24 protein-coding genes are annotated in these 26805 nt (G+C 71.4%); 13 read left to right on the forward strand and 11 right to left on the reverse strand.

Annotated features, from left to right (window positions below; translation table 11 throughout):
• Positions 1 to 54: 54 nt before the first annotated feature.
• Complete coding sequence (locus tag ACZ7OU_RS19065; RefSeq protein ID WP_470256086.1) at positions 55 to 1413, forward strand: beta-1,3-glucanase family protein; 1359 nt, start codon at positions 55 to 57, stop codon at positions 1411 to 1413.
• Between the two features lie 30 nt (positions 1414 to 1443).
• On the opposite strand, the gene ACZ7OU_RS19070 is transcribed toward ACZ7OU_RS19065, so the two are convergent.
• Positions 1444 to 2103: a TetR/AcrR family transcriptional regulator gene (locus tag ACZ7OU_RS19070; protein WP_470256087.1), complete on the reverse strand. Its 660-nt coding sequence runs from the start codon at positions 2101 to 2103 to the stop codon at positions 1444 to 1446.
• A 56-nt stretch (positions 2104 to 2159) separates the two neighbouring features.
• On the opposite strand from ACZ7OU_RS19070, the gene ACZ7OU_RS19075 reads away from it, so the two are divergent.
• From ACZ7OU_RS19075 to ACZ7OU_RS19085, 3 genes are read left to right on the forward strand one after another with little or no spacing between them, the layout of a single operon-like run.
• Positions 2160 to 3290 (forward strand): FAD-dependent oxidoreductase, encoded by a 1131-nt coding sequence (locus ACZ7OU_RS19075; protein WP_470256088.1) that lies wholly within the window; start codon positions 2160 to 2162, stop codon positions 3288 to 3290.
• Positions 3291 to 3296: 6 nt separating this feature from the next.
• A complete protein-coding gene (miaB, locus tag ACZ7OU_RS19080; RefSeq protein ID WP_470238731.1) occupies positions 3297 to 4778 on the forward strand; it encodes a tRNA (N6-isopentenyl adenosine(37)-C2)-methylthiotransferase MiaB in 1482 nt (493 codons plus the stop codon).
• Entirely contained in the window at positions 4775 to 5248 is a 474-nt protein-coding gene (locus tag ACZ7OU_RS19085) for an Rv2732c family membrane protein (RefSeq protein WP_470256089.1), read from the forward strand. Before miaB ends, ACZ7OU_RS19085 begins: the two co-directional genes overlap by 4 nt.
• A gap of 1 nt (position 5249) precedes the next feature.
• Here the strand turns inward: ACZ7OU_RS19085 and ACZ7OU_RS19090 are convergent, their stop codons facing one another.
• Together ACZ7OU_RS19090 and ACZ7OU_RS19095 are read right to left on the reverse strand one after the other, a co-directional pair.
• Positions 5250 to 5681 (reverse strand): hypothetical protein, encoded by a 432-nt coding sequence (locus ACZ7OU_RS19090; RefSeq protein ID WP_470256090.1) that lies wholly within the window; start codon positions 5679 to 5681, stop codon positions 5250 to 5252.
• Between the two features lie 776 nt (positions 5682 to 6457).
• Positions 6458 to 7771 (reverse strand): DUF349 domain-containing protein, encoded by a 1314-nt coding sequence (locus ACZ7OU_RS19095; protein ID WP_470238728.1) that lies wholly within the window; start codon positions 7769 to 7771, stop codon positions 6458 to 6460.
• A 218-nt stretch (positions 7772 to 7989) separates the two neighbouring features.
• Between ACZ7OU_RS19095 and miaA the strand changes: the two genes are divergently transcribed.
• Together miaA and dapF are read left to right on the forward strand one after the other, a co-directional pair.
• Positions 7990 to 8901: a tRNA (adenosine(37)-N6)-dimethylallyltransferase MiaA gene (gene miaA, locus ACZ7OU_RS19100; protein ID WP_470238727.1), complete on the forward strand. Its 912-nt coding sequence runs from the start codon at positions 7990 to 7992 to the stop codon at positions 8899 to 8901.
• A 10-nt stretch (positions 8902 to 8911) separates the two neighbouring features.
• The gene (gene dapF, locus ACZ7OU_RS19105; RefSeq protein WP_470256091.1) at positions 8912 to 9742 is read left to right on the forward strand and encodes a diaminopimelate epimerase; all 831 of its coding nucleotides are present in this window, start codon (positions 8912 to 8914) and stop codon (positions 9740 to 9742) included.
• A gap of 5 nt (positions 9743 to 9747) precedes the next feature.
• On the opposite strand, the gene ACZ7OU_RS19110 is transcribed toward dapF, so the two are convergent.
• From ACZ7OU_RS19110 to ACZ7OU_RS19120, 3 genes are all read right to left on the reverse strand, one after another.
• On the reverse strand, positions 9748 to 10698 hold the full coding sequence (locus ACZ7OU_RS19110) for a hypothetical protein (RefSeq protein ID WP_470238725.1): 951 nt from the start codon (positions 10696 to 10698) through the stop codon (positions 9748 to 9750).
• Between the two features lie 72 nt (positions 10699 to 10770).
• A complete protein-coding gene (gene valS, locus ACZ7OU_RS19115) occupies positions 10771 to 13290 on the reverse strand; it encodes a valine--tRNA ligase (RefSeq protein WP_470256092.1) in 2520 nt (839 codons plus the stop codon).
• A gap of 9 nt (positions 13291 to 13299) precedes the next feature.
• Positions 13300 to 14553 carry an MFS transporter gene (locus ACZ7OU_RS19120; RefSeq protein ID WP_470256093.1) on the reverse strand — a complete coding sequence of 418 codons (1254 nt, stop codon included), beginning with the start codon at positions 14551 to 14553 and terminating at the stop codon, positions 13300 to 13302.
• Positions 14554 to 14616: 63 nt separating this feature from the next.
• On the opposite strand from ACZ7OU_RS19120, the gene ACZ7OU_RS19125 reads away from it, so the two are divergent.
• The 3 genes from ACZ7OU_RS19125 (at position 14617) to ACZ7OU_RS19135 (ending at position 17677) form a co-directional block, all read left to right on the forward strand.
• Positions 14617 to 15120, forward strand: coding sequence for an ArsR/SmtB family transcription factor (locus tag ACZ7OU_RS19125; RefSeq protein WP_470256094.1), 504 nt, complete (start codon positions 14617 to 14619; stop codon positions 15118 to 15120).
• A gap of 42 nt (positions 15121 to 15162) precedes the next feature.
• Positions 15163 to 16605, forward strand: a complete 1443-nt coding sequence (gene hflX / locus ACZ7OU_RS19130; RefSeq protein ID WP_470238721.1) for a GTPase HflX — start codon at positions 15163 to 15165, stop codon at positions 16603 to 16605.
• 64 nt (positions 16606 to 16669) lie between these two features.
• Positions 16670 to 17677, forward strand: coding sequence for an NHL repeat-containing protein (locus tag ACZ7OU_RS19135; RefSeq protein ID WP_470256095.1), 1008 nt, complete (start codon positions 16670 to 16672; stop codon positions 17675 to 17677).
• Positions 17678 to 17937: 260 nt separating this feature from the next.
• On the opposite strand, the gene lexA is transcribed toward ACZ7OU_RS19135, so the two are convergent.
• Complete coding sequence (gene lexA, locus ACZ7OU_RS19140) at positions 17938 to 18597, reverse strand: transcriptional repressor LexA (RefSeq protein WP_364385062.1); 660 nt, start codon at positions 18595 to 18597, stop codon at positions 17938 to 17940.
• 353 nt (positions 18598 to 18950) lie between these two features.
• Here lexA and ACZ7OU_RS19145 point away from each other — a divergent pair, with 353 nt between their 5' ends.
• From ACZ7OU_RS19145 to ACZ7OU_RS19155, 3 genes are all read left to right on the forward strand, one after another.
• Positions 18951 to 19421 (forward strand): LysM peptidoglycan-binding domain-containing protein, encoded by a 471-nt coding sequence (locus ACZ7OU_RS19145; RefSeq protein ID WP_470256096.1) that lies wholly within the window; start codon positions 18951 to 18953, stop codon positions 19419 to 19421.
• Between the two features lie 353 nt (positions 19422 to 19774).
• Entirely contained in the window at positions 19775 to 20269 is a 495-nt protein-coding gene (gene nrdR / locus ACZ7OU_RS19150; RefSeq protein ID WP_470238718.1) for a transcriptional regulator NrdR, read from the forward strand.
• Positions 20270 to 20300: 31 nt separating this feature from the next.
• Complete coding sequence (locus ACZ7OU_RS19155) at positions 20301 to 23108, forward strand: vitamin B12-dependent ribonucleotide reductase (protein ID WP_470238717.1); 2808 nt, start codon at positions 20301 to 20303, stop codon at positions 23106 to 23108.
• A gap of 21 nt (positions 23109 to 23129) precedes the next feature.
• Here the strand turns inward: ACZ7OU_RS19155 and ACZ7OU_RS19160 are convergent, their stop codons facing one another.
• Both ACZ7OU_RS19160 and ACZ7OU_RS19165 read right to left on the reverse strand, forming a co-directional pair.
• Positions 23130 to 23921 (reverse strand): isocitrate lyase/PEP mutase family protein, encoded by a 792-nt coding sequence (locus tag ACZ7OU_RS19160; RefSeq protein ID WP_470256097.1) that lies wholly within the window; start codon positions 23919 to 23921, stop codon positions 23130 to 23132.
• A gap of 38 nt (positions 23922 to 23959) precedes the next feature.
• Entirely contained in the window at positions 23960 to 25474 is a 1515-nt protein-coding gene (locus ACZ7OU_RS19165; protein WP_470256098.1) for an FAD-dependent monooxygenase, read from the reverse strand.
• Between the two features lie 90 nt (positions 25475 to 25564).
• Here ACZ7OU_RS19165 and ACZ7OU_RS19170 point away from each other — a divergent pair, with 90 nt between their 5' ends.
• Complete coding sequence (locus ACZ7OU_RS19170; RefSeq protein WP_470238714.1) at positions 25565 to 26263, forward strand: TetR/AcrR family transcriptional regulator C-terminal domain-containing protein; 699 nt, start codon at positions 25565 to 25567, stop codon at positions 26261 to 26263.
• Between the two features lie 9 nt (positions 26264 to 26272).
• Here the strand turns inward: ACZ7OU_RS19170 and ACZ7OU_RS19175 are convergent, their stop codons facing one another.
• Positions 26273 to 26590 (reverse strand): VOC family protein, encoded by a 318-nt coding sequence (locus ACZ7OU_RS19175; RefSeq protein ID WP_470238713.1) that lies wholly within the window; start codon positions 26588 to 26590, stop codon positions 26273 to 26275.
• Complete coding sequence (locus ACZ7OU_RS19180) at positions 26587 to 26742, reverse strand: ribbon-helix-helix domain-containing protein (protein WP_470256099.1); 156 nt, start codon at positions 26740 to 26742, stop codon at positions 26587 to 26589. Before ACZ7OU_RS19180 ends, ACZ7OU_RS19175 begins: the two co-directional genes overlap by 4 nt.
• Between the last annotated feature and the right edge of the window lie 63 nt (positions 26743 to 26805).

Here is a 26805-nt window from a genome sequence, read left to right on the forward strand (position 1 = left end):
CGCCGTCCCCTGACCGGCGGCGGGTCCGCCCCACTTCCCGGCCAGGGAGGAACCATGCCCTCGAACACCCTGCCGCGGCGCCGCCGCGGACCCGGTACCCGCTTGGCGGCGCTCGCGGCGGCCCTCGCGGTCGCCGTGCTCGGCTTCGCCGCTCCTGCCGCGAACGCGGCGGACAGCCTGATCTCGCAAGGAAAACCCGCCACGGCGTCCTCGGTCGAGAACGCCGGGACGCCCGCATCCGCCGCGGTGGACGGGAACACCGGCACCCGCTGGTCGTCCCAGTTCAGCGATCCACAGTGGATCCAGGTCGACCTCGGCGGCGCGGCGACCGTCAGCCGCGTCGTGCTGAACTGGGAGGCCGCCTACGCCACGGCCTACCAGATCCAGTTATCCGCCAACGGTTCCACGTGGTCCACTGTGTACCAGACGACGACCGGGACCGGCGGCACGCAGACGCTGACCGTCACCGGGTCCGGGCGGTACGTGCGCCTCGCCACGACCGCGCGGGCCACCCCGTACGGCGTCTCGCTGTGGGAGTTCCAGGTGTTCGGCACCGGCGGCGGGACCACGCAGCCCGGGGCCGGCACCCCGCCCGACTCCTTCTGGGGCGACACCGCGAGCATCCCGGCCGCGCGCAACGTGCTCACCGTGAAGGTGCTCAACCGGACCAACGGCAAGTACCCGGACAGCCAGGTGTACTGGAACTTCGGCGGCCAGACCCACTCGATCGCCGAGCAGCCCTACATCGACATGCCGGCCAACTCGGCCGGCCGGATGTACTTCTACCTCGGCACGCCGAACGGCCAGTACGCCGACTTCATCGAGTTCACCGTCGGGCCGGACGTGTTCAACGGCAACACGACCCGCGTCGACGCGTTCGCGCTGAAGCTGGCCATGCGGCTGCACGCCCACGACGGCTACGACGTCCAGGTCGGTGACGACTACGGGACCTTCCAGGAGGACCGGGCGGCCACCTTCGCCAAGTTCCAGGCCGAGGTGCCGACGGAGTTCAAGGGCCTGGCGACGGTGAACGCGCCGTACCGGATCCCGGCTCCGGGCAGCGCGCCGGACTTCCGCGCGGGCGGCCGGTACGCGAACTACTTCACCGCCTACGCGCAGTCGGTGGGCGTCAACGAGCCGACGTCGAACATCACCGGCTGCGCGGGTTCGCTGGCGGGCAACCCGAACATGTGCGCGGCGCTGAACCGCCACACGGCGCAGCTGCCCGCGTCGCAGCAGCAGGACCCGGCGAACTACTACAAGGCGGCGCCGGCGAACTACTACGCGAAGTACTGGCACGACCACGGCATCAACAACCTGGCGTACGGGTTCCCGTACGACGACGTGGCGGGCCAGTCCTCGTTCGTCTCCCACGGCGACCCGCAGTGGCTCCTGGTGGCGGTCGGCTGGTGACCGGTCCCCGGTGTGGCGGCTTCCGGGCCGTCACGCCGGGGTTTGCCCCAGGCCGGCCAGGAAGATGTCGATGCCGGCCAGGAACTGCTCGCGGTCGTCGTGGTCGCGCAGCCGTGCCGCGGCCTTGCGCACGAACGGGTACCGCTCCGGGTCGAGGTCGTCCCACTGGGCCGCGACCTCGGCCAGGAAGGCCGACCGGTCGGCGTCGCCGGCGGTGAGGAGCCGGGCGTTGGCGGCGTTCTGCCCGGCGACGCCGAGGACGTAGTTCACGAGCGCGCCCGCGGCGTCGAAGAGCGTCCGCTCGGGAACGCCCAGCGCGTCGAGCAGCCCGCCGATGCGCTCGTAGATCGCCAGGAGCGCGGGGCGCCATGGCTCCCGCGAGAGCTGCGCGCCGACCCAGGGGTGGGCGTCGATCGCGTCGAACAGGCCGAGTGCGACGGTGCGCAGCGCTTCCCGGGGTTCCGCGACCGCGACGTCGCCGGTCATGACGTCCGCGATGACGTCGTCGGTGGCCGCCGCGAGCAGGTCGCTCTTGTTCGCGACGTGGTGGTAGATCGCGCCGTAGCCGGTGCTCAGGTGGGTGGTGAGGGCCCGGAAGGTCAGCGCGCCCTCGCCGCCGGCGTCGAGGAGGTCCTTCGCGGCCTTGACGATCAAGTCCTTCGACAGGCCGTCGGTGCGCCGCTTCGTCATGGGTGCAGTATCGCACGGTTGGATCGGCGATCCAAAGTCGTGCTAGCGTGGTTGGAATGACGATCCAAAATCCTGTGACGATCATCGGAGCAGGCCTCGGCGGCCTGGTGCTGGCCCGCGTCCTCCACCTCCACGGCATCCCGGCGACGGTCTACGAGGCCGAGCCGTCGCCGGCCGCGCGCCGCCAGGGCGGGATGCTCGACATCCACCCCTGGAACGGCCAGCAGGCGCTCGAGGCGGCGGGCCTGCTCGAGGGATTCCGCGAACTCGTCCTGACGGGCCGCGAGTCCTACCGGGTCGTCGACCGCACCGGGGCCGTGCTGGCCGACCGGCCCGACGACGGCACCGGCGAGCGCCCCGAGGTGCAGCGCGGCGAGCTGCGGCAGCTGCTGCTCGACGCGCTGCCGCCCGGCACCGTCCACTGGGGACACAAGGTCACCGGTGTGCGGGCCCTCGGCGAGGGGAAGCACAAGGTGAGCCTGGCCGACGGCACCACCGTCGTCACGAGCCTGCTCGTCGGCGCGGACGGCGCGTGGTCGCGGGTGCGTCCGGTGGTTTCCGACGCCATTCCTGCCTACGTCGGGTTTTCCGTCGTCGAGACGTTCCTCTTCGACGGCGACACCCGGCATCCGGCCGCCGCGAAAGTGGTCGGCGCCGGGTCGCTGTTCGCGCTGGCGCCGGGCAAGGGAATCCTGGCCCACCGGGAAAGCGGCGGGACCCTGCACGCGTACACGCAGCTCCGGAAGCCCGCGGACTGGCTGGACGGTGTCGATCCCGCGCGGGTCGTCGACGAGTTCGCCGGCTGGGCCCCCGAGCTGACGGCCCTGATCACCGACAGCGACGTACCGCCGGTCCTGCGCCGCCTGTTCACCCTGCCGGCCGGACACCGCTGGGACCGGGCACCGGGCGTGACCCTCCTCGGCGACGCGGCCCACCTCATGCCCCCGAACGGCGAAGGAGCCAACCTGGCCATGCTGGACGGCGCCGAGCTCGGTCAGGCCCTCGCGGCGCACCCGGACGACGTCGAGACCGCGCTGGCGGAGTACGAAGGGCGGATGTTCGAGCGCGCGGCGGCCGAAGCGGGCGACGAGGACATCTACGCCGTCATGTTCGGCGATGACGCGCCCCACAGCATGGCCGCCCTGCTGACCGGGGCCGAGCAGCAGGTGGGACCAGGTCTACCCTGATCGGTGATGACCGAGACACAGGCACCCAGGGCGTACCAGATCCGCACCTTCGGCTGCCAGATGAACGTGCACGACTCCGAGCGGCTCGCCGGGCAGCTCGAAGACGCCGGGTACGTCCCCGTCGACCACGGGGCCAAGCCCGACCTCATCGTGTTCAACACCTGCGCCGTCCGGGAGAACGCGGACAACAAGCTCTACGGCACCCTCGGGCACCTGCGGCCGGACAAGATCGCCAACCCCGAGCTGCAGATCGCCGTCGGGGGGTGTCTCGCGCAGAAGGACCGCGGGGAGATCGTCAAGCGGGCGCCGTGGGTCGACGTCGTCTTCGGGACCCACAACATCGGGTCGCTGCCGACGCTGCTGGAGCGCGCGCGGCACAACGCCGAGGCCGAGGTCGAGATCCTCGAATCGCTCGAGACCTTCCCCTCGACGCTGCCCGCGCGGCGCGAGTCGTCCTACGCGAGCTGGGTGTCCGTTTCGGTCGGGTGCAACAACACCTGCACCTTCTGCATCGTCCCGGCGCTGCGCGGCAAGGAACGCGACCGGCGGCCCGGCGAGATCCTCGCCGAGGTCGAGGCGCTCGTCGCCGAGGGCGTGCTCGAAGTCACGCTGCTCGGCCAGAACGTGAACTCCTACGGCGTCGAGTTCGGCGACCGGCTGGCCTTCGGGAAGCTGCTGCGCGCGGCCGGCACCATCGACGGCCTGGAGCGCGTGCGCTTCACCTCGCCGCACCCGGCGTCCTTCACCACCGACGTCATCGAGGCCATGGCCGAGACGCCGAACGTGTGCCACCAGCTGCACATGCCGCTGCAGTCCGGCTCCGACCGCGTGCTGCGCGAGATGAAGCGGTCCTACCGCTCGGCGCGGTTCCTGAAGATCCTCGACGAGGTCCGCGCGGCGATGCCGGACGCGGCCATCACCACCGACATCATCGTCGGCTTCCCCGGCGAGACCGAGGAGGACTTCCAGGCCACGCTCGACGTCGTCGAGCAGGCGAGGTTCTCCAGCGCCTTCACCTTCCAGTACTCGATTCGCCCCGGCACGCCGGCCGCGACGATGCCGGACCAGCTGCCCAAGGCCGTCGTGCAGGAGCGCTACGAACGCCTGGTCGAGCTGCAGAACGCGATCTCCTGGGAAGAGAACAAGAAGATCGTCGGCCGCCGGGTCGAGCTGCTCGTCGCCGCGGGTGAGGGGCGCAAGGACGCCGAGACGCACCGGATGAGCGGCCGGGCCCGTGACGGCCGCCTGGTGCACTTCACCCCGGGCGACGCCCAGGTCCGTCCCGGTGACGTCGTCGAGACGGTCGTGACCTACGGCGCCCCGCACCACCTGGTCGCCGACGGCGACCTGCTGTCCCACCGGCGCACGCGCGCCGGCGACAACGCGGAGGCGGGGCTCCGGCCGAAGACGAGCGGCGTCACGCTGGGCTTGCCGGGCTTCGGTGCCCCGGCCGCGCAGCCTGAGCCGGTGAGCGGGTGTGCGCTGTGACGGAGTCCAAGGGCAACGGCGAGCTGGCCGAGCTGGCCGCCGAGATCGACGAGGTGGGCGACCGCGCGTCGCGCACGGTGGAGCTGGGCCGGCGCGGGTTCACCATCGCGGTGTTCTCGTTCGTGCTGCTGATCTGCCTGCTCCTGCCGTGGGTCGGCGAGTACGCGGGCTGGCGGGTGCTGGCCGGCGAGGGCGGCGGCATCCCGCAGCTGTTCGCGGCGACGTCGACCGGCGTCGGCATCATCGCGTCGGCGCTGGCACTGGTGACGCGCCGCTGGTGGCTGGCCTGGGTGTGCGCCGCCGGCGGCTGGTTCGCGTCGGTGGACGGGCTGCTGGCCATCTGGTCGCAGCAGTCGTCGCACGCGAGCGGAGCCGCGGGCGGCGGACCCGGGTACGGCCTGATCATCGGCTGGATCGCGACGATCTGCCTCGCGGTGTCGTGGATGCGGACGGCGTTCTCGCGGAACTGAGTCAGATCACGACGATGCCGATCAGGCTCGACACGACGCCGACGTAGAGCTCGGTTTCGGGGTGGAAGACCCGCAGCGTGACGTTCGCGCGGATCCGGAAGCTCACGCTGAACCGGAACACACCGTTGGGCTTGCAGGTACCGGTGGTCAGGTCGACCCAGACGCCGGCTTTGAGCTGCTGCACGATCACCGGTTCGCCACCGGAGACGCTCTCCTGCCCGCCCAGGTCGGCGAACGAGCCCTTGATCTTCGTCTCTTCGCCGACCTTGACGCGGGTCTTGTCGGCCTTCGCCTCGAGCTTGGCCTTGTGCTTCTTCTTGCCCTGAACGGCGGCGGGAGCGGGACCAGCGGCCGCCAGAGCGACGGTCGGCGCGGCGAGCGCGACGGTGCAGGCGATGACCAGTGCGGACACGAGGTTCGATGGCTTGCTCATGATCGAAGTGGAGCACCGGCGCGGCGGGAAAGCGCCGGAAAGCCCCCGGTCGTGACGTGGGACCGCCCCCTCCGGGTGACGCGTTAACCGTCCGCTTGCCGACTGGCTTGCGCGTGTGCGTGGCCCGGGGTGTCAGGCGCTGCCTGCTCCGCGGCGAGTGGCGACTTGCCGCTGTCCCCACTGACTCAATCGCTTCCAGTGGGGTATTCGCGGCCTCGCCCGAACTGCCGGCCGGTGGTGGAGCGAGCCGGATCCGGGGCCCGCGCGCGGCCCGCCCTCCCTGGGGGCTGCCCCCGCTTCCAGCGTATCGGCGCCCACCGACGGGACCGCCGCAACCGGCGCCGAGCGGCCGGCTTGTCCACATCACGGCGGTGCTGTGGACAAGCCGGCCGGTGGAAGCTCAGCGGTAGGTGACCACGGCCTTGGAGCGGTCGGCGACCAAGGCCTTGGCGGCCTGAGCGGTCGGCGACAGCGGCCTCAGTGGCCGGCGACCACGGCCGCAGGCCGAACGAACTCGGCGGTAAGCGACCACGGCCGCAGGCCGAAAGAACCTCAGCGGCAAGCGACCACGACCGCCAGCTGAAGCTCAGCGGTCGGCGAGCACGGCCGTCGGCCGGCGAAACCTCCGTGGCTGGCGACCATGGCTGCCGGCCGGCGAAACTTCAGTGGCCGGCGACCGCGGCCGCCAGTCAGCCAAACCTCAGTGGCCGGCGACCATGGCCGCCGACCGGCGAAACCTCAGTGGCCGGCGACCACGGCCGCCGGCCGGCGAAACCTCAGCGGTCCGCTACCGCAGCCTCCGCGGCCTGCAGCCACTCACGCCACTGGGCGGCCTGCTCATCCGCCTTCTTCGCCCTACGCTCATCCCCGGCCGCCCGAGCCTTGGCCGCCTGGGACTCGAACTGCTCCACTCGCTCGCGGAACTGGGCCGCGCGGGCCTGGGCCTCCGGGTCGGTGCGGCGCCAGCGGCTGTCTTCGGCGGACTTGACCGTGTCCTGGACCGCCTTCAGGCGGCCGTCGAGCTCGCGGATCCGCTCGCGGGGGACCTTGCCGATCTCGTCCCACTGCTCCTGGATCTTGCGCAGCGCGTTCTTCGCCGCCTCCAGGTTCGCGGCCGCGTCGATCTTCTCGGCCTCGACCAGCAGCTCCTCCTTGCGGGACGCGTTCTGTGAGAACTCCGCGTCGCGCTCGGAGAACACCGAGGAGCGGCGGGCGAAGAACTTGTCCTGCGCCGCGCGGAACCGCTGCCACAGCGCTTCGTCGCTGTCCTTCGGCGCCCGGCCGGCGGCCTTCCACTCCGTCATCAGGTCCTTGTAGCGGCCCGCGGTCTCGCCCCAGTCCTCGGACTCGCTGATGGCCTCGGCCTCGGCGATGAGCTCTTCCTTGCGCGTCTTCGCTGACGCGCGCTGCTTGTCGAGCTCGGCGAAGTGCGACCCGCGCCGCCGGTTGAAGCCTTCGCGGGCCTTGGAGAACCGCTTCCACAGCTCGTCGTCGGTCTTGCGGTCGACGCCCTTGACCGTCTTCCACTCGTCGAGGATCGTGCGCAGCCGGTCGCCCGCGGCCTTCCACTGGGTGGAGTCGGCGGCGATCTTCTCGGCTTCTTCGGCCAGCTCCTGCTTCCGGGCGACGGCGGCCGCGCGGGCCACCTCGCGCTCCTGCTTCGCGCTGGCCAGCGCCTTCTCGGCGTGCCCGATGACGTACTCCAGGCGCGCGGCGAGCGCGGCCAAGTCGCCGACCACCGCGGCTTCGGCCAGGCCGTCGCGGATCTGGGTGGCGCTCGACAGCGCGTGCTTCGGGTCGCCGGCGCCGGAGGCCAGCCGGGTCTCCAGCAGCTCGACCTCGGTGCGCACGTCGTCGAAGCGGCGGGCGTAGTGCACCAGGCCCTCGTCGGGACTGCCTGCCTGCCAGACGCCGACCGCGCGCTCGCCCTCGGCGGTGGTGACGTAGACGGTGCCCTCTTCGTCGATGCGGCCCCAGGTGGACGGGGTGGTCTCGGCGAGCGGCACGGGCGGGGCGGCGTGCCCGGCGTGCAGCGCGTGCGGCACCGGGTGCGGGGCCGGGGTACCGGTGGAAGTGTTCTCCTGGGCCATCGCAGGCTCCTTATCGCCTGTACGCCCGCTGGTGCGGGCGCCCCGCCGCGGAAGCGGGGCCGGGTAGTGCGGTCGTCACGGGCCGTGCTCGGATGCTACGGCCCCTCGCGGCATTCAAGCAGCTCAGCGCGCACCGTGGTACTGGATGGGCCACTCGAAGCTCGTGATCCTACTTCCGGTGGACGCTCCGTGGCGGCCCGCCGGTATCGTCAGCCGCCGTGAACAGCCAGATCGTCCCGGTCGCGGTGGTCGGGCCGACGGCCACCGGCAAGACCGCGCTCGCCGTCGAGCTGGCCCTCGAACTGGGCGGCGAAGTCGTCAACGCCGACGCGCTCCAGCTCTACCGCGGCATGGACATCGGCACCGCGAAAGCCACCGAAGCCGAGCGCCGCGGCGTCCCGCACCACCTCCTCGACGTGCTGGATGTGACCGAGACGGCGTCCGTCGCGGCCTACCAGCGCGACGCGCGCGCCGAGATCGAGCGGCTCCTGGCCGGGGGCAAGGTGCCGGTGCTGACCGGCGGGTCCGGGCTCTACGTCCAGGCGGTGCTCGACGACCTGCGGTTCCCGGGCACCGACCCGGTGGTGCGCGCCCGGCTGGACGCCGAAGCCGTCGAAGCCGGCACTCCCGCCCTCTACACCCGGTTGAGTGAACGCGACCCGGCCGCCGCGGCCGCGATCCTGCCGACCAACACACGCCGGATCGTGCGCGCGCTCGAGGTCATCGAGATCACCGGCGCGCCGTTCTCGGCGAACCTGCCGAAGCCCGGCCCGGCCCGCTACGACACGGTCGTGATCGGCGTCGACCGGGAAGCGGGCGAGCTCGACGAGCGCGTCGACGAACGCGTCCGGCGGATGTTCGCCGCCGGACTGGTCGATGAAGTCCGCGCGCTCCTGGAGCGGGGTCTGCGCGAAGGCAAGACGGCGTCACGGGCGCTGGGGTACCAGCAGGTGCTCGCCGAGCTGGACGGCGAAGGCGACTTCGAGGCGGCCGCCGCGGCGACGGCGCAGGCCACCCGGCGCTTCGTCCGGAAGCAACGGTCCTGGTTCCGGCGCGACAAACGGATCCATTGGTACGACGGCGCGGAAACCGGGCTGGCCGCACGCGTCCTGGATACCCTGGGCCGGTAATCTTGCCCCTATGGGCGGAATCGAGTTCCTCAAGGGGCACGGCACGCAGAACGACTTCGTGCTGCTCCCCGACCCGGCGGGCCGCCTCGAGCTGACCGAGGCGAGGGTCGCCGCGCTGTGCGACCGCCAGCGCGGCCTCGGGGCCGACGGTGTGCTCCGCGTCGTCCGCGCCGCGGCGCTGGACATCCCGTCCGAGGGCGAGTGGTTCATGGACTACCGCAACGCCGACGGGTCGATCGCCGAGATGTGCGGCAACGGCGTGCGGGTCTTCGCCCGCTACCTCGTCGACGCCGGTCTCGCGACCGAGGGCGAGTTCGTCATCGGCACCCGGGCCGGCGACCGCCCGGTGGTGGTGCACCCGGACCGTTCGGTGACGGTGTGGATGGGACCGGCGACGATCACCGGCACGTCGGTGACGGTGGTGGCCGGCCGGCCGTTCTCGGGTGTGGCGGTGAACGTCGGCAACCCGCACCTGGTGTCGGTGCTCGACGACGTCGACGTCGCCGACCTCGATCTGCGCGACCAGCCCGACTTCGACCACGACGTCTTCCCGCACGGGGTCAACCTCGAGTTCGTCAACCGCATCGGCGAGGGCGCGCTGCGGATGCGCGTGCACGAGCGCGGCGTGGGGGAGACCCGGGCGTGCGGCACGGGCACGGTGGCCGCGGTGGCGGCGGCGCTGCACCTGGCGGGCACGGACACGGGAGCGTCCACGGTGGACATCCCGGGCGGACGGCTCGAGGTGACGGTGGCGCGCGGCGAGTCGACGCTGTCCGGGCCCGCGGAGATCGTGGCGCGCGGCGAGCTCGACGAAGCCTGGTGGGCCGCCGCCGGTTCGTGACGGCGTCAGCCGGTTTCGAGGGCGTTCAGGATCTTCCAGGTGTGCCAGTGCGAGTCGTGCTCCTGACAGAGCAAGGAAACGGCGGTCAGCACCGCCACGAGCGCGTTGGTGTGCGTGACCTGGCCCGGCGCGGTGATGTGGTGGCTGGTCACCTGCTGGCTGAAACTCGTCGGGGCGGGCGCTCCGCTGCCCGGCGACCACGGTGTCATGGCGTTCAGCAAGGGCATCACGGTGGCCAGTTCGCGCAAGATGCCGAGCGAAGCGAAGAAGGACAACCCCGCGCTGCGGGCTCGTTCCGACAACGTCTGGACGCGGCTCGGCGCCGGGGCGTGGCTGTGCCGATCGCCGTAGACGATCGTGAACGCGGTGCGGGCAAGCTCGTCGATGAGGTTCGCGGCCGCCGACTGAGCCGGTGCCGGAAGATCGAGACGAAGTGCCCGGACCGCTTCCCGGGCGACCCGGACCGACGGTGCCGCCGCGGGGGCCCGGTCCACCTCGTCCAGGCGGCTGTCGCAGTGGTCGAGGATCGGCTCGCGGCGGTCGTCGAGAACGGCGTGGACCGAGGCTGTTTCGTCGTCGTGGGCGGCCAGGAGCAGCTTGACGGTTTCCGGGTCGGGCACCCAGGCCAGGGGAACGCCGTGCGCCAACGAGAGCCGGACGGCCGCGAAGTAGTCGACGTCCGCCTTGCCATCGGAGACCCAGTTCGGCGGAGCGGCCCGCCGATGGAGCTCGTCGACCCTCTTGCCCGAGGCCCTGGCCGTTCGTTCGACCCAGGGCCAGAACCCGTCGATCGCGCGTCCGATGGAGTCCGCCAGCTGCTGCGTGGGCTCGGGGGCCGGCTCGGCCGCAGCCGGTTGGACCAAGGGCCGGAACGGTCGCAGCAGGTCAGCGACGGCGAACACGAACTCGTCTCCGGTCGCCGCGGGACGCTCCCCGCCCGGCGCATCCGTACTCATGGCGAGAGATTAACGGTCCGGCCCGGCGGAATTCCCGTTTCCGCGGCAGGAATTCCGCCGGGCCCACCGGCGTCAGATCTTCGCTTGCACCGAGAAGTCGCCTTCGCGCGTCTCCACCGACGTGATCGCGCCCGCGAGACGGATGTCCGGCTCGATGCCCGCGAACCGGGCCAGCACCTCGGCCGGGCCGGTCACCGTCAGCGTCTCCACCGCCGTCCGCATCGACACCTTCGCGTCCGTCTTCGCCCGGCGCACCGCGGCGATCACCTCGCCGGCCAGCGTCAGCAGTTCCGGATCGCCCTCGGACGCCGACGCCGCGGGCCAGGACGCCCGGTGCACCGAACCCTCCTGCCACCACGACCAGACCTCCTCGGTCGCGAACGGCAGGAACGGCGCGAACAGCCGCAGCACCGCCGACAACGCCGTCACCAGCGCGGCCTGGGCCGACTGCGCTCCCGCCGGCCCGCTGTCGCCGTACGCGCGGCCCTTCACCAGCTCGACGTAGTCGTCGCAGAACGTCCAGAAGAACGTCTCCGTCACCTGCAGCGCCCGCGCGTAGTCCAGTGCCTCCAACGCCGCCGTCGCCTGCTCGACGACGACGGCCAGTGAAGCCAGCAGCGCCCGGTCCAGCGGCTCCGTGGCGACCGCGTCCGGCGTCGGCACGCCGAGACCGAGCACGAACCGGCTCGCGTTGAGCAGCTTCGTCGCCAGGCGGCGGCCGACCTTCATCTGGCCTTCGTCCACCGCCGTGTCGACGCCGGGGCGCGCGCTCGCCGCCCAGTACCGCACCGCGTCGGAGCCGAAGCGCTCCAGCAGGTCCACCGGTGTCGTCACGTTGCCCTTGGACTTCGACATCTTCTTGCGGTCCGGGTCGAGCACCCAGCCCGCGATCGACGCCGCCCGCCACGGCAGCACGCGGTGCTCCAGCTCCGCACGCACCGCCGTCGAAAACAGCCAGGTGCGGATGATCTCGTGCGCCTGCGGCCGCAGGTCCATCGGGAAGACCCGCTCGAACAGGTCGTCGTCGAGGCTCCAGCGGCCGACGATCTGCGGCGTCAGCGACGACGTCGCCCACGTGTCCATCACGTCCGCCTCGGCGACGAACCCGCCCGGCACGCCGCGCTGGTCTTCGGTGAAGCCCGGCGGGACGTCGCTGCTCGGGTCGACCGGCAACGCGGTGTCGTCCGGCAGCAGACGCGCGTCGTAATCCGGCTCACCATGGGGATCGACCCGGTACCACAACGGGATCGGCACGCCGAAGAACCGCTGGCGGCTGACCAGCCAGTCGCCGGCCAGGTTCTCGACCCACGACGAGTAGCGCACCTTCATGTGCTTCGGCACCCAGTTCAGCTCTTCGCCGCGGGCCAGCATGCGGCTCCGGAACGCCTCGTCGGTGCCGCCGTTGCGCAGGTACCACTGCCGGCTGGCCACGATCTCCAGCGGCCGGTCGCCCTGTTCGTAGAACTTCACCGAGTGCGTGATCGGCCGCGGTTCCCCGTGCAGGGCACCGGATTCGCGCAGCAGCCGGACCATGATCTCGCGTCCCGTGTGGACGGTCTTGCCGACCAGCGGCGCGTACGCCTCCGCCGGCACGCCGTGCGGCGCGTCGGGCAGGAACCGGCCGTCGCGCCCCAGGACCACCCGCGTCGCCAGGCGCAGCTCGCGCCACCACGTGATGTCGGTGATGTCGCCGAAGGTGCAGACCATCGCGATGCCGCGGCCCTTTTCGGGATCCGCCAAGTGGTGTGCCACCACCGGCACCTCGACTCCGAACACCGGCGACCGCACGGACTTCCCGAACAGCGGCTTGAAGCGCTCGTCGTCCGGGTGCGCGACCAGCGCGACGCACGCGGGCAGCAGCTCCGGCCGGGTCGTCGCGATCACGACGTCCGAGCCGTCCTCGGCCGTGAACGCGAGGTCGTGGAACGCACCGGGGCGTTCGCGGTCCTCCAGTTCGGCTTGTGCGACGGCGGTGCGGAAGCTGATGTCCCAGAGCGTCGGCGCTTCGGCCTGGTACGCCTCACCCCGTCCGAGGTTGCGCAGGAACGCGCGCTGCGAGATCAGCCGCGAGTCGTGGCCGATCGTCTGGTAGGTCATCGTCCAGTCGACCGACAGCCCGAGCTGCCGCCACAACGCCTCGAACGCCTTCTCGTCGGTCACGGTCAGGGTTTCGCACAGCTCGACGAAGTTCCGCCGCGAGATCGAGACCACGTCCTTGCCCGGCTTCTCCGGGGCGCGGAAGGCCGGGTCGTAGGGCAGCGACGGATCGCAGCGGACGCCGAAGTGGTTCTGCACGCGACGTTCGGTCGGCAGGCCGTTGTCGTCCCACCCCATCGGGTAGAACACCTCGAGCCCGCGCATCCGCTTGAACCGCGCGAGAACGTCGGTGTGGGTGAAGGAGAAGACGTGCCCGATGTGCAGCGACCCGCTGACCGTCGGCGGCGGCGTGTCGATCGAGTAGACCTCTTCGCGCGTCTTCGTGCGGTCGAAGCGGTAGGCGCCGGTGGACTCCCATACGGGTACCCACTGGGCCTCCAGACCGTCGACACCGACCTTGTCCGGGACTCGCGGGCGCTCGTAGGGAGTACTCATGAACCAACTCTAGGCGGCGGGAGAACCGCTTTTCGCCGCGGTCGGCAGATCGCGCATGTGCCGCAGGGGCGAGCACACCACCCACAACGCCGAGGCCACCTCGCCGGCGAGCGCCACCCACAGCGCGCCGTGCAGCCCGAGCACTTCGCCGAGCGCGCCGCCCAGCAGGCCGCCGAGCGGGATCGTGCCCCAGACGACGAACCGGACGCTCGCGTTCATCCGGCCGAGCAGCCGGTCCGGGCAGATCGCCTGCCGGTAGGAGACCTGCGCGACGTTGTAGGTGACGAGGCCGAACCCGCCGAGGACCAGGCCGGCCCCGGCGAGCACGAGGCGCCAGCCCGGCGCGGCGAGGGCGAGCATGAGCTGGCCGGGCCAGGTGAACAGCGGGACCAGCCAGATCGCCCGCGCCTGGCCGAGCCGCCGGGTGACCGCGCCGGAGCAGAGCGCGCCGAGGATCCCGCCCGCGCCGCCGGCCGCCAGCAGCACGCCGACCGCGGCCGGCGGCAGCCCGGCGACCCGCGTCAGGAACAACACCTGCACGGCGGCGAGCGCGCCGCCGAAGAAGTTCGCCGTCGCCGTGCACGCCACGATCGCGCGCAACGGCTTGTCGGAGAAGACGAACCGCAGCCCCTCGACGATCTGCGGGAGCAGCCGGGCGTGGACGCCGCGGTCCGGCTCGGGGTCCCTCGCGCGGATGCGGAGCAGGCACAGCGCCGACGTCAGGAAGCCGAGGCCGGTGACGAGCACCGTGTTCGCCGCGCTGATGAGCTGGACCAGCACGCCGGCCGCGCTCGGCCCGGCGATCTGCGCGGTCGACTGGACGGCCTGCAGCTTCGCGTTGCCCTCCACCAGGCGCTCCCGGCCGACGAGCGAAGGCAGGTACGACTGGTACGCGATGTCGAAGAACAGCGTCGCGATGCCGACGAGCAGGACGACCACCAGCAGCTGCGCGAGCGTCAGCACGCCCGCCCACCAGGCGATCGGCACGCTCAGCAGCAGCGCGAACCGGGTGAAGTCGGCGGTGAGCATCACCCGGCGGCGGCTCAACCGGTCGACCCACACCCCGGCGGGCAGCCCGAGCAGCAGGAAGGCGAGCGTCTCGGCCGCGGCCAGCAGACCCATCTCGAACGGCGTCGCGGCCAGTGTCACCGCGGCCAGCAGCGGGACGGCGGTGTTGCCGACGAACGTGCCGAGCTGACTGGCCGTGTCGCCGGCGAAGAGCCGCCTGAAGTCGGCGTGGCGGAAGAGTGACCCCCTGTGCATGGCTCCCGAGTCTGGCCCGAGTGATTGGAAAGTGTCAATCACTGTTCGCTCTAGGCTGTGCGCGTGCCGCCCGAGAAACGACGTACCGCCAGCGAAGCCGAGGCCGCCGCCCTGGCCTCCGGAATACGGCTGCGCATCATCCGGTTGACCTTCTCGGAGGCGCTCACGAACAAGGAGCTCGCCGAGCGGCTCGGGCGGGACCCGGCGACCACCCTGCACCACGTGCGCAAGCTCGTCGAGACCGGGTTCCTGGCCGCGCAGCCGCCGCGCCGCGGAGCCCGGGGCGCGAAGGAAATTCCGTATCTTTCGACGGGGCTGTCGTGGACACTCGACTCATGCGGTGATCAGGGTGTGAAGCAGGCGGCGCTCGAGGCCTATCTGGCCGAGATCGCCGATACCGGTCTCGAGGAAGTGCGTCAGACGCGCCTCGTCGTCCAGGTGGCCCCTGAGGAGCGGGAAGAGCTGGAAACCCGGCTCGACGCCCTGTTCGAGGAGTTCCGCGCGCGCCCCCGCCGTCCCGGCGCCGAGCGCACCGCGGTCTACCTCGCCACCTATCCCAGCACGTAAAAGTTCGGTTCCCGCGGCGAATCGTGGGAACATGGAGGCACGATGACAGAACTGACACACACCGAAGACCACGACGACGACCTGTACGACCCGTCGACAGGCGAGATGGAGCTCGAGGACCGCGCGTCCCTGCGGCGCGTCGCGGGACTGTCCACCGAGCTCGACGACGTCACCGAGGTCGAGTACCGGCAACTGCGGCTCGAACGCGTCGTACTGGTCGGCGTGTGGACCGAGGGCACCGCCCTGCAGTCCGAGGCGTCGCTGGCCGAGCTGGCGCGCCTGGCCGAGACGGCGGGCTCGGAAGTCCTCGAAGGGCTCATCCAGCGGCGGACCAAGCCGGACCCGGCCACCTACATCGGCTCGGGCAAGGTGCGGGAAGTCCGCGACATCGTCGTTTCGACCGGCGCCGACACCGTGATCTGCGATGGCGAGCTCTCGCCGGGCCAGCTGCGGCAGCTCGAGGAGAAGGTCAAGGTCAAGGTCATCGACCGGACCGCCCTGATCCTCGACATCTTCGCCCAGCACGCCCGGTCCAAGGAGGGCAAGGCGCAGGTCGAGCTGGCCCAGCTGCAGTACCTGATCCCGCGGCTGCGCGGGTGGGGTGCGTCGCTGTCCCGGCAGGCCGGTGGCCGCGCCGGTGGCGCGAACGGCGGCGTGGGCCTGCGTGGTCCCGGTGAGACCAAGCTCGAGACCGACCGGCGGCGGATCAACAAGCGCGTGGCGAAGCTGCGCCGGGAGATCGCCGCCATGGACACCATCCGCGAGACCAAGCGCGGGCGGCGGCTGGCCAACGAGGTGCCCAGCGTGGCGATCGTCGGCTACACCAACGCCGGCAAGTCGAGCCTGCTCAACGCGCTGACCGGGGCCGGGGTGCTGGTGGAGGACGCCTTGTTCGCCACCCTCGACCCGACCACGCGGCGCGCGCAGACCGCGGACGGGCGTGGTTACACGCTGACCGACACCGTCGGGTTCGTGCGGCACCTGCCGCACCAGCTGGTGGACGCGTTCCGCTCGACGCTCGAGGAGGCGGCGGACGCCGACCTGCTCGTGCACGTGGTGGACGGGGCCGACCCGGCGCCGGAGGAGCAGGTCAGCGCCGTGCGCGAGGTGCTCGGCGAGATCACGCGCAAGCGCAACGAGCCGCTCCCGCCGGAGCTGCTGGTGATCAACAAGATCGACGCGTCCGACGAGGTCAGCCTCGCCCGGCTGCGGCACGCGCTGGCCGGCTCGGTGCCGGTCTCGGCGCGGACCGGGGCGGGCATCGCGGAGCTCGTCGAGGTGATCGCCGAGCGACTGCCCCGGCCGGAGGTCACGGTCGACGCCCTCGTGCCCTACGCGCGCGGCGAGCTGGTCGCGCGGGTGCACGCGGAAGGCGAGGTGCTCGAAGAGGAGCACGCCGAGGACGGCACGCGCCTGCTGGCGCGGGTCCGCCCGGATCTCGCCGCGGCTTTGCGGGAGTACGAGACCAACTCGACCCGGGCCTGAGACGTCTACATTCCAGTGTGCGATCGGCGTGATCGCACACTGGAATGTTTTCGGAGGTGGCTGGGTGCGCTGGGTGGTCGCGACGGCGGCGGGGTTCTTGGCGTTGTCGAGCGGGCCTTCACCGGCGTCGGCGGCGGAAACGCCGCAGCCGTTGTGCTCGGTGAAGGACTCGCGCATCGGCGAGCTGTCCGGCCTGGTTTCCGACGGCTCGAAGCTCTACGCGATCAACGACGGCGGCACCAAGGTCCAGGTGTTCGTCCTGGGCCGGGACTGCAAGGTCCAGAAGGTCCTGTCCGACAAGACGGACCCGTTCGACGTCGAAGACCTGGCCCGCACCCCCGACGGGACGCTCTGGCTGTCCGACACCGGCGACAACAAGAAGGGCCGGCTGACGGTCGCCCTCCTGGAGATGAGCCCGGCGGGCAAGGTGACCGTGCACCGGCTCACGTACCCGGACGGCCAGCACGACACCGAAGCGCTGATCATGGACAAGGCGGGAACGCCGTACCTGATCACCAAGGACATCCTCGGCGAGGCCAAGGTGTACCGGCCTTCGGGGCCGCTGGCCAGTCCCGGGCCGACCAACCTGGAGAAGGTCGGCACGGTGAAGATCTCCGAGACCGACACGCCGGGCGGCCCGGTGGGTTCGTTCGGCTCGGTGCTCGTGACGGGCGGCGCGTCTTCGGCCGACGGAAACGTCGTGGCGCTGCGGACTTACACCGACGCGTACGTGTACGCGGTTCCCGACGGCGACGTGCTGGCCGCGCTGCAGCGGACGCCGGTCCGGATCCCGCTGCCGGGGGAGAAGCAGGGCGAGGCGATCGCGTTCGACCCCGACGGGACGCTGCTTTCGGGCAGTGAGGGGGTCGGCGAGCCGATCCGCGCGGTGAAGGGCGCGGCGGCGCTGGCTCCTCCCGTGTCGGCTTCGGCGGACGGCAAGCCCGCGTCGAGTGCGAGCGGCGGTGCGTCGGACGGCGGGGGAGTGCCGGTGCTGCCGGCGGCGGGGATCGCGGTCGCCGTGGTGGGCCTCGGCTGGTTCGGCTTCACCAGGCTGCGCCGCCGCCGCGCCTGACGCGGTCGCCGTCCGGCGGACGGCCGGCCCCTCCGAGCGGTGCGGGGCGCGGCCGGCGTGGCCGCGCGTCCTGCGCATCGCACGGAGGGGCGAACACGAGCACGTCGTCCGGCTCGGCGGGGGACGGGGCCGGGCTTCCCGTCCTGCCCGCCGGCGGGATCACGCCCGCGGTGGCTCCGCTGCCGATCTCGGCTCCCCACGGCCAAGATCATCCGATCCGGTGAACCTCCCGGGCCGTGCGATAGCCCGGAGGGCACCCCTCAAAGGCGTCGCAGCACGGCGACGACCTTGCCGAGCACCGTCGCGTCGTCGCCGGGGATCGGCTCGTACGCCTCGTTGTGCGGCATCAGCCAGATGTGGCCGCCCTTGCGCTTGAACGTCTTGACCGTGGCCTCGCCGTCGATCATCGCCGCGACGATCTCGCCGTTGTCCGCGTCCGGCTGCTGCCGGACCACGACCCAGTCGCCGTCGGTGATGGCCGCGTCGATCATCGAGTCGCCGGTGACCTTCAGCAGGAACAGCTCACCCTCGCCGACGATCTCCCGCGGCAGCGGGAAGACGTCCTCGATGGCCTGCTCGGCCAGCACCGGGCCACCGGCGGCGATCCGGCCGACCAGCGGCACGTACGCCGCCTTCGGCATGACCGGCTGCTGGTCCATCTCGATGCCCATGGGGTTGTCGTCGGTCGCCGAGAGCACACCGACCGCGCGGGGACGGTTCGCGTCCCGCCGCAGATAACCCTTGCGCTGCAGGGCACGCAGCTGGTGCGAGACCGACGACGTCGACGTCAGCCCGACCGCCTCCCCGATCTCGCGCACGCTCGGCGGGTAGCCGAAGCGGCTCACCCAGCCGCGGATGACGTCGAGGACCTGCTGCTGGCGGACGGTGAGGGTCTCGTCCACGTCGTACACCTCCGGCATGGAGTGCACACTGCCCCCGGGGGACCCACTGGTCCTGCCCGCCTTGTTCTCCTTCGCCACTGCGTCGCCTCCCAGACGTTCGCTGCACGTATCGCGCGCCGGCTGCCGCCCGCCGGGTGCGGGCAGCCTCGCCGGCGGCATCTGCCCGGCAGATGCCCTGGTCACCGACGTTAGCCCCCGGGCACGACGATTTCAAACATCTGTTCGATCGACACGCCGTGTCCGCTCGATTTTGTCGGTGGCAGGTGGTAGACCTTCGCACGGGCGTTCGATAGAACGCCTGTTCGACCTTGATCCACGGGCCGGCCCCGGCCCCGGAAACAGGCGGACACCAGGGTTTCGAGGAGGTTCGGATGTCCATTCTGGCCGAACGCGGGCAGGCCCGCCCGGCGATCCCGGTCCCGGCGCCACCCCGGCCCGTGCGCGTCCTGCGCGGGCGCCGCGGCGAGGTGCAGCGCCCGCCGACACGCGCACGCGTCGTCGCGGGTCGTCGCCCGGCCGGTTCCCCGTGCGCGGCACCGCGCCGGGTGCCGGTGCGGTGGCCGTGGCTCGCCGCGCTCGCCGTCGCGAGCTGCCTCGTGGTCACCGGGCTCGGCGTTTTCGGTGGTGGCGGCGCCGCGAGCGCGCCCGTGCCGGAACAGACGGCCACGGTGTCGGTCGGTCAGGGTGACACCCTTTCTTCGCTGGCCGCGCGGTTCGCGCCGGACAGCGACTCGAGCGCGGTCGTCGCCCGGATCAAGGAGCTCAACCGCCTGGACGAGGCCGTCCTGGTGCCCGGGCTGCCGCTGACGGTGCCGGTCGCCGGTGCCGTCCCCGCGCCGTGATGCCCGCGGACCGGCCGGACGAAGATCACTCGCTCCGGTGAACCTTCCGCTGGGCCGAACCGGTGAACGCCAGCGTCGCCGCGGGATGGTCCGTTCGGTTCTCACCCGGGCGGGGTCGGCCGCGGCCGTGTCGCTTGCGCACGCCCCCGCCGAGTTCTACGCTCGCCCGCTATATGTAGTAGTTACACCGCTGTAGTTGGTCCACAGGTTGGGGTAGACTGGACAGCAGTTGTCCACAGCTGGTCGGCTCTTACCCACCGGATGTCCACAAAACGATCACCAGGTGCAGGGGTGCGTGGTGGCCGGCGGACGTCGACCGGGGCGGTCGGCCGTGAGGGGAAGGTGATCGGCGGATGAGGTGCCCGTTCTGCCGGCATGCGGACTCCCGGGTCGTCGACTCCCGAGAGGTGGATGAAGGCCAGGCGATCCGCCGGCGGCGCTCGTGCGCGTCGTGCGGACGGCGGTTCACGACTTCGGAGACGATGGTGCTCGCCGTCGTCAAGCGGTCCGGGGTCACCGAACAGTTCAGCCGGGACAAGGTGGTGAGCGGCGTCCGCCGCGCCTGCCAGGGCAGGCCGGTCGACGACGACGCGCTGCAGCAGCTCGCGCAGCGCGTGGAGGAGTCGATCCGCTCCGCCGGTCTGGCGGAGATCCCGAGTCACGAGGTCGGCCTGGCCATCCTGGGCCCGCTGCGTGACCTCGACGGGGTCGCCTACCTCCGGTTCGCCAGTGTCTACCGCTCCTTCTCGTCGGTCGAAGACTTCGAGAAGGAGATCTCCGATCTCCGTGAGGCCATGGCGGGTTCTGCTGCCCCGGAGGAGAGCGATCAGCGCGACGACGGTGACTGACCGTCCCGCTGCGGGAGTGAGGGATCGACCGATGACCGAAACCGTGGGAACCGGGGCCGGCGCGGCCGCCGGCAAGAAGAGCAAGGCCACCGGCGGCCTGAGCGTGAAGCGCGTCTTCACGACCGAGGGGAAGCACCCCTACGACCAGGTGACCTGGGAACAGCGCGACGTCGTGATGACGAACTGGCGCGACGGCTCGGTCAACTTCGAACAGCGCGGTGTGGAGTTCCCCGCGTCCTGGTCGGTCAACGCCACGAACATCGTCACCAGCAAGTACTTCCGCGGTGCCGTCGGCAGCCCGCAGCGCGAGCGCAGCCTCAAGCAGCTCATCGACCGCGTCGTGAAGACGTACGTCAAGGCCGCGCGCGACCACGGCTACTTTGCCGCACCGCAGGACCTCGAGATCTTCGAGCACGAGCTCACCTGGATGCTGCTGCACCAGGTCTTCAGCTTCAACTCCCCGGTCTGGTTCAACGTCGGCACGACGTCGAAGCAGCAGGTCTCGGCGTGTTTCATCCTCGCCGTCGACGACACGATGGAGTCGATCCTCAACTGGTATCGCGAAGAGGGCCTCATCTTCAAGGGCGGCTCGGGCGCCGGCCTGAACCTCTCGCGCATCCGCTCCTCGAAGGAGCTGCTCACCTCCGGCGGCACCGCGTCCGGCCCGGTCTCGTTCATGCGCGGCGCCGACGCGTCCGCGGGCACCATCAAGTCCGGCGGCGCCACCCGGCGCGCGGCGAAGATGGTCGTGCTCGACATCGACCACCCGGACATCGAGGAGTTCGTCCGGACGAAGGCGCGGGAAGAGGAGAAGATCAAGGTCCTGCGCGACGCCGGGTTCGACATGGACCTCTCCGGCGCGGACATCTCCTCGGTGCAGTACCAGAACGCGAACAACTCGGTCCGCGTGTCCGACGAGTTCATGCAGGCGGTCGAGAACGGCACCGACTTCGGCCTGCGCGCCCGGCTCACCGGCGAGGTGATCGACCGGACCGACGCGAAGAAGCTGTTCCGCGGCGTCGCCCAGGCCGCGTGGGAGTGCGCCGACCCCGGCATCCAGTACGACGGCACGATCAACGACTGGCACACCTGCCCGGAGTCGGGCCGGATCACCGCGTCGAACCCGTGCAGTGAGTACATGCACCTCGACAACTCGAGCTGCAACCTCGCGTCGCTGAACCTGCTCAAGTTCGTCACGCCCGAGGGCACGTTCGACGCGCCGCTGTTCGCGCGCGCCGTCGAGTTCATCATCACCGCGATGGACGTCTCGATCTGCTTCGCGGACTTCCCGACCGAGCCGATCGCCGACACCACGCGGAAGTTCCGCCAGCTCGGCATCGGGTACGCCAACCTGGGCGCGCTGCTGATGGCGCTCGGCCACGCGTACGACTCCGACGGCGGCCGCGCGCTCGCGGCGGCGATCACGTCGCTGATGACCGGTGTTTCGTACCGGCGCTCGGCGGAGATGGCCCAGGCGGTCGGCGCGTACGAGGGTTACGCGCGCAACGCCGAGTCGCACCAGCGCGTGATGCGCAAGCACGCGGCGGCGAACGAGCTCGTCCGCACCTACCACTCGAACGACGCCGCGGTTCGCGCGCTGGCGACGCAGGAGTGGAAGAAGGGCATCGACATCGGCACGAAGCACGGCTGGCGCAACGCGCAGGCGTCCGTGCTCGCGCCCACCGGCACCATCGGCTTCATGATGGACTGCGACACCACCGGCATCGAGCCGGACTTCTCGCTGGTGAAGTTCAAGAAGCTCGTCGGCGGCGGCTCGATGCAGATCGTCAACCAGACGGTGCCGCGGGCGCTCGAAGCGCTGGGCTACCAGGCGGAGCAGGTCGAGGCGATCGTCGAGTTCGTCGCGCAGAACGGTCACGTCGTCGACGCGCCGGGGCTGCGTCCCGAGCACTACGAGGTGTTCGACTGCGCGGTCGGCGAGCGCTCGATCGCGCCGATGGGGCACGTCCGGATGATGGCGGCGGTGCAGCCGTTCCTGTCGGGTGCCATCTCGAAGACGGTCAACATGCCGGAGACGGCGACGGTCGAAGAGGTCGAGGAGATCTACTTCCAGGGCTGGAAGCTCGGTCTCAAGGCGCTGGCGATCTACCGCGACAACTGCAAGGTCGGCCAGCCGCTGTCGACGGCCAAGAAGGACAAGGCCGTCGCGGAGCCGGAGAAGGTCGTCGAGTACCGGCCGGTGCGCAAGCGCCTGCCGAAGAAGCGCCCGAGCCAGACGGTGTCGTTCACCGTCGGCGGCGCGGAGGGCTACCTGACGGCGGGGTCGTACCCGGACGACGGCCTCGGCGAGATCTTCGTCAAGCTGGGCAAGCAGGGCTCGACCCTCGCGGGCGTGATGGACGCGTTCTCGATGTCGATCTCGGTGGGCCTGCAGCACGGCATCCCGCTCGAGTTCTACGTCTCGAAGTTCTCGAACCTGCGCTTCGAGCCGGCGGGCATGACCGACGACCCGGACATCCGCATCGCGACGAGCGTGATGGACTACCTGTTCCGCCGCCTGGCGCTGGACTACCTGCCGCACGAGAAGCGTTCGCAGCTGGGCATCCTGTCGGCGGACGAGCGCTCGGCGGAGGTGGAGGCGAGCTACGGCACACCGGACCTCGAAACCCTGAGGTCCACAGTGGACTCCTCGCCGGAGCCGCACGCGGAGGAGCCCCTGCACCCGCACCGCGAAGCCCAGACGACGACGGAGCTGATGGAGCTCCGCCTCGGCAAGGCGGCGGACGCCCCGCTGTGCATGACGTGCGGAACGAAGATGCGCCCGGCAGGCTCGTGCTACGCCTGCGAAGGCTGCGGCGCGACGTCCGGTTGTAGCTGACGGTCGAGCTGCGGCAGGCGTTCAGTCGAACGCCTGCTGCAGCTCGGAAACCGGCGGCAGGTCGCCGACGAACTCGAACCGGCCCGCGAGCATTTCGCGAGCTCCGTCCATGAAGGACTTCAACGCGAGCCGCGACAAGGCCGCGCCGATGCTGACGCGGCGGACGCCGATCGCGGCCAGCTGGTCCAGGGTGATCGACGGGTCCGCGAAGCCCATCACGACGTTGACCGGCTTGCCCACCGACGACACCACCGCGCGCATCTCCGACAAAGTCCGCAACCCCGGCGCGTACAGCACGTCGGCGCCCGCTTCTTCGAATGCCTGCAGGCGCTTGATCGTGTCGGCGAAGTCGTTCGCGCCCCACAGCTGGTTCTCGGTGCGGGCCGTGAGCACCACCGAACGCGCCCGTGCCGTCTCGACCGCCGCGCGGACGCGGTCGACCGCCAGGCCGAAGTCGTAGATCGGCGCGTCCGGGTCGCTCGACTGGTCCTCGATCGACACGCCGGCCGCGCCCGCGTCGGCCGCCGCGTCGATCATCTTCGCCGCTTCGGCCGGGTCGTCGGCGAAGCCGTTCTCGAGATCCGCGTTGACCGGCAGGGGCGTCGCCTCGGCGATCTCCCGGACGTTGGCCAGGATTTCCGCCCGGGTCGCGCGGGTCCGGCCCACCACGTTGGCCACGCCGAGGCTCGTCGTGGCCAACGCCTCGTAGCCGAGCCCGGCCAGCAGCCGGGCCGTTCCGGCGTCCCACGGGTTCGGCAGCAGGAGGGGCTCGGGCCGGTCGTGCAGTGCCCGGAACACGTCGGCGGTCGTCATGCGTCCACCTTCCTCCCGCGAGGGCCGGCGGACAATGGTCAGCGGGCCAGGATGCGGTCCACCGCCCCATCGAGGTCGGCCGGCCGCCCGCGCCAGGCGATGAAGTGGTCCGGGCGCACCAGTACCGCGCCGCCGTCCTCGATTCCCGTTTCCCGCAGCCAACCTTCGTCCTCGACGACGTGGACGTCGAAGTCGCCCGCCGGCGGTTCGCCGGGGCCCATGAGCAGGGTGAGCCGGCGCCCGATCAGGTCCAAAGTAGACAAGTCGTCGGCGAGCCAGGCGTGCGGGACCCGTGACCCGGGTGTCCCGTCGAGCACGACGTCCTCGGTGGACGGCAGCCCGGGCCGCGCGTCGAGCACCGCCGCCGACTCGTAGCGGTAGCCGAGGTGGACGACCGGGGCGTTGACGACGCCGGCCGCGGCGCGGGCCGCCGCCGCGGCGGGGCCCTGCTCCCAGTGCAGGCGCGGGTCCTCGAGCCGTCGCAGTGCCTGGTCGAGCGCCAGTGCCGCCACCGGACGGCGTTCGGCTTCGTAGGTGTCGAGCAGTGCCGGACCCGCGGTGCCGTCGAGGACCGCGGCCAGCTTCCACGCCAGGTTGTGCGCGTCGGCGATGCCGGTGTTCGCCCCGAACGCGCCGAGCGGCGGCACCGCGTGCGCCGCGTCGCCGGCGAGAAGAACGCGGCCGGCGCGGAAGCGGTCGGCCAGCAGCCCGCGCACCCGCCACGGCAGCACGCTCAGCACCTCCACCGCGAGGTCCGGGACGCCGACCGCGGCCCGGATCAGCGCGGCGCAGCGCGACGGCGGGAAAGTGTCCGCCGGCTCGTCGCCGAGCTCGGTGTGGAAGATCCAGTCCTTCTCGGCGTCGACGGTCACCAGCATCCCGGGCGACTCGGGGGTCGTGATCGTGCAGTTCGCGAAGTGGTGGCCCTTCGTGTACGGCGTCAGGTCGGCGCGGAAGAGGATGTTGAGCAGGGGCTGCCCCAGCGCGCCCGGGCCCGTCGTGCCGATGCCGAGCGCGGCCCGCACCTCGCTGCGGCCGCCGTCGGCCGCGACCAGGTAGTCGGCGCGCTCCGTCCGCCGTCCGTCCGGGCCGTCGAGGACCGCGGTGACGCCGCTGTCGTCCTGCTCGAACGAAACGAGCGTCGTCGAGTACGCGACGGTCGCGCCGCGTTCGCGGGCCGCGGTGAGGAGCACCGAGTCGAGCCGGTCCTGCGGGCAGGTGCCGCGCAGCACGCTCGGGCTGTGCCGCGACGCGGCGACGTTCGGGCTGTTCGGCACGGCGGGCGGCGTGTCGGGCAGGTCCGCCGCCGCCAGCGTGGAGGCGTAGATCTTGCCGAGGCTGGCGGTGCGCCGGACGGCGACCGCCTCGACGGCGTCGGCGATCCCCGCCTGGCGGAAGAGCTCCAGGGTGCGGAAGCCGAGGCCGGTGGCGCGCGGGTGCGCGGACGGGCCGTCCGCGCGTTCGACGACGAGCGCGGCCACGCCGTGGTGGGCGAGGAAGAGTGCGGTGGACAGGCCGACGGTGCCGCCGCCGGCGATGAGTACGCGAGTCATGCTTGCCCCCAGTGGCTACGGTGTTCTCACTACGGATACACCGTAGCCAATCAGGTACGCTGTTCGCAACGAACCCCCGGGAGGACGACGATGGCGGACGAGCCGGCGCTGGTCTGGGCGAAGGAGCGGCGCAGTCCGCGGCGTCAGGCCCCGAGCGTCGAGCAGATCGTGCGGACGGCGATCACGATCGCCGACACCGAAGGGCTGCCCGCGCTGTCGATGCGCCGGGTCGCGGCCGACCTCGGCTCGGGCACGGCGTCGCTCTACCGCTACGTCGCGAGCCGCGACGACCTGCTGGACCTGATGATCGACGAGGTCAAGGGCGCCGAGACGACCGAGCCCACCGGCGACTGGCGCGCGGACCTGGCGAACATCGCCCGCCAGGTCCGCGCGACGCTGCTGCGGCACCCCTGGCTAAGCGGCGAGATCCCCGGCCGCCCGGCACTGGGGGCGAACTCGCTGCGTCGCCACGAGGCCGCGCTCGCGGCGGCGGCGCCGCTGGCCGGGGACATCACGTTCGTCGCGGGGGCGGTGGACGTCGTGCTGGCGTACGTCTTCGGCACGGTGACGCAGGAGCTGGCGGAGCTGCAGGCCCAGCGCCGGTCGGGCCTGACGAAGGAACAGTGGCAGGCGAGCGTCGGTCCGTACATCCGCGACGTCATCGCGAGCGGCGAGTACCCGCAGTTCTCGCGCCGGGTGATCGAGGGGGCGGACCGGAGCGCGGAGGAGGTCTTCGAGTTCGGCTTGGGCTGTGTCCTGGACGGCATCGCGGCCCGCGCGCCGCGCTGAGCCCGGCCCTCAGCTGCCGGCTTGGAGGATCCACTCGCGCCCGTCGGGATCGCGGACGGTCATCTCGCGGGTCCCGAAGTGGGTGTCCTCGAAGGGGGAGACGACGTCGACGTCGGGTGTCGCGTCGTCCGGGGTCTTGACGACGAGCTTCATCCCGGTCGGCCGGCTCTCGGGCACTTCGGCGACGAAGACGTAGGGCCCGTCGCCGTTGCGCAGCAGTCCCGAGTTGTGGTCGGTCGCGAAGTCGAGCTCGAACCCGAGGGCCTGGAAGAACTTGGCTGTCTTGCCCCAGTTGTGCGTCTCGACGTACACGGCTTCGATGGTCACGGCTGTTCTCCTTCGGTGGCGAGGTACTGGCGAAGCGCCTCGGTGACGAGCGCCGACAGCGACTGCCCGGTGTCGACGGCGTGGTGCTTGACCTCGCGGATCAGGTCCACGGGGAGGTACACGTTGAACTGCTTGACGTCCTTGTCCGCCATGACAGAATGCTAGCATCCTAACTTGGTAGCGCGTCAACCTTCACCGGATCTCCACCGGAGGCG

Source organism: Amycolatopsis sp. NPDC114505 (assembly GCF_055633615.1).

Excerpts from the sequence above, each read along its gene's own strand:
- ACZ7OU_RS19065 (WP_470256086.1), top strand. The coding sequence starts at position 55 with ATGCCCTCGAACACCCTGCCGCGGCGCCGCCGCGGACCCGGTACCCGC.
- ACZ7OU_RS19070 (WP_470256087.1), bottom strand. The coding sequence starts at position 2,103 with ATGACGAAGCGGCGCACCGACGGCCTGTCGAAGGACTTGATCGTCAAG.
- ACZ7OU_RS19075 (WP_470256088.1), top strand. The coding sequence starts at position 2,160 with ATGACGATCCAAAATCCTGTGACGATCATCGGAGCAGGCCTCGGCGGC.
- miaB (WP_470238731.1), top strand. The coding sequence starts at position 3,297 with ATGACCGAGACACAGGCACCCAGGGCGTACCAGATCCGCACCTTCGGC.
- ACZ7OU_RS19090 (WP_470256090.1), bottom strand. The coding sequence starts at position 5,681 with ATGAGCAAGCCATCGAACCTCGTGTCCGCACTGGTCATCGCCTGCACC.
- ACZ7OU_RS19095 (WP_470238728.1), bottom strand. The coding sequence starts at position 7,771 with ATGGCCCAGGAGAACACTTCCACCGGTACCCCGGCCCCGCACCCGGTG.
- dapF (WP_470256091.1), top strand. The coding sequence starts at position 8,912 with ATGGGCGGAATCGAGTTCCTCAAGGGGCACGGCACGCAGAACGACTTC.
- ACZ7OU_RS19110 (WP_470238725.1), bottom strand. The coding sequence starts at position 10,698 with ATGAGTACGGATGCGCCGGGCGGGGAGCGTCCCGCGGCGACCGGAGAC.
- valS (WP_470256092.1), bottom strand. The coding sequence starts at position 13,290 with ATGAGTACTCCCTACGAGCGCCCGCGAGTCCCGGACAAGGTCGGTGTC.
- ACZ7OU_RS19120 (WP_470256093.1), bottom strand. The coding sequence starts at position 14,553 with ATGCACAGGGGGTCACTCTTCCGCCACGCCGACTTCAGGCGGCTCTTC.
- hflX (WP_470238721.1), top strand. The coding sequence starts at position 15,163 with ATGACAGAACTGACACACACCGAAGACCACGACGACGACCTGTACGAC.
- lexA (WP_364385062.1), bottom strand. The coding sequence starts at position 18,597 with ATGCCGGAGGTGTACGACGTGGACGAGACCCTCACCGTCCGCCAGCAG.
- ACZ7OU_RS19145 (WP_470256096.1), top strand. The coding sequence starts at position 18,951 with ATGTCCATTCTGGCCGAACGCGGGCAGGCCCGCCCGGCGATCCCGGTC.
- nrdR (WP_470238718.1), top strand. The coding sequence starts at position 19,775 with ATGAGGTGCCCGTTCTGCCGGCATGCGGACTCCCGGGTCGTCGACTCC.
- ACZ7OU_RS19155 (WP_470238717.1), top strand. The coding sequence starts at position 20,301 with ATGACCGAAACCGTGGGAACCGGGGCCGGCGCGGCCGCCGGCAAGAAG.
- ACZ7OU_RS19160 (WP_470256097.1), bottom strand. The coding sequence starts at position 23,921 with ATGACGACCGCCGACGTGTTCCGGGCACTGCACGACCGGCCCGAGCCC.
- ACZ7OU_RS19165 (WP_470256098.1), bottom strand. The coding sequence starts at position 25,474 with ATGACTCGCGTACTCATCGCCGGCGGCGGCACCGTCGGCCTGTCCACC.
- ACZ7OU_RS19170 (WP_470238714.1), top strand. The coding sequence starts at position 25,565 with ATGGCGGACGAGCCGGCGCTGGTCTGGGCGAAGGAGCGGCGCAGTCCG.
- ACZ7OU_RS19180 (WP_470256099.1), bottom strand. The coding sequence starts at position 26,742 with ATGGCGGACAAGGACGTCAAGCAGTTCAACGTGTACCTCCCCGTGGAC.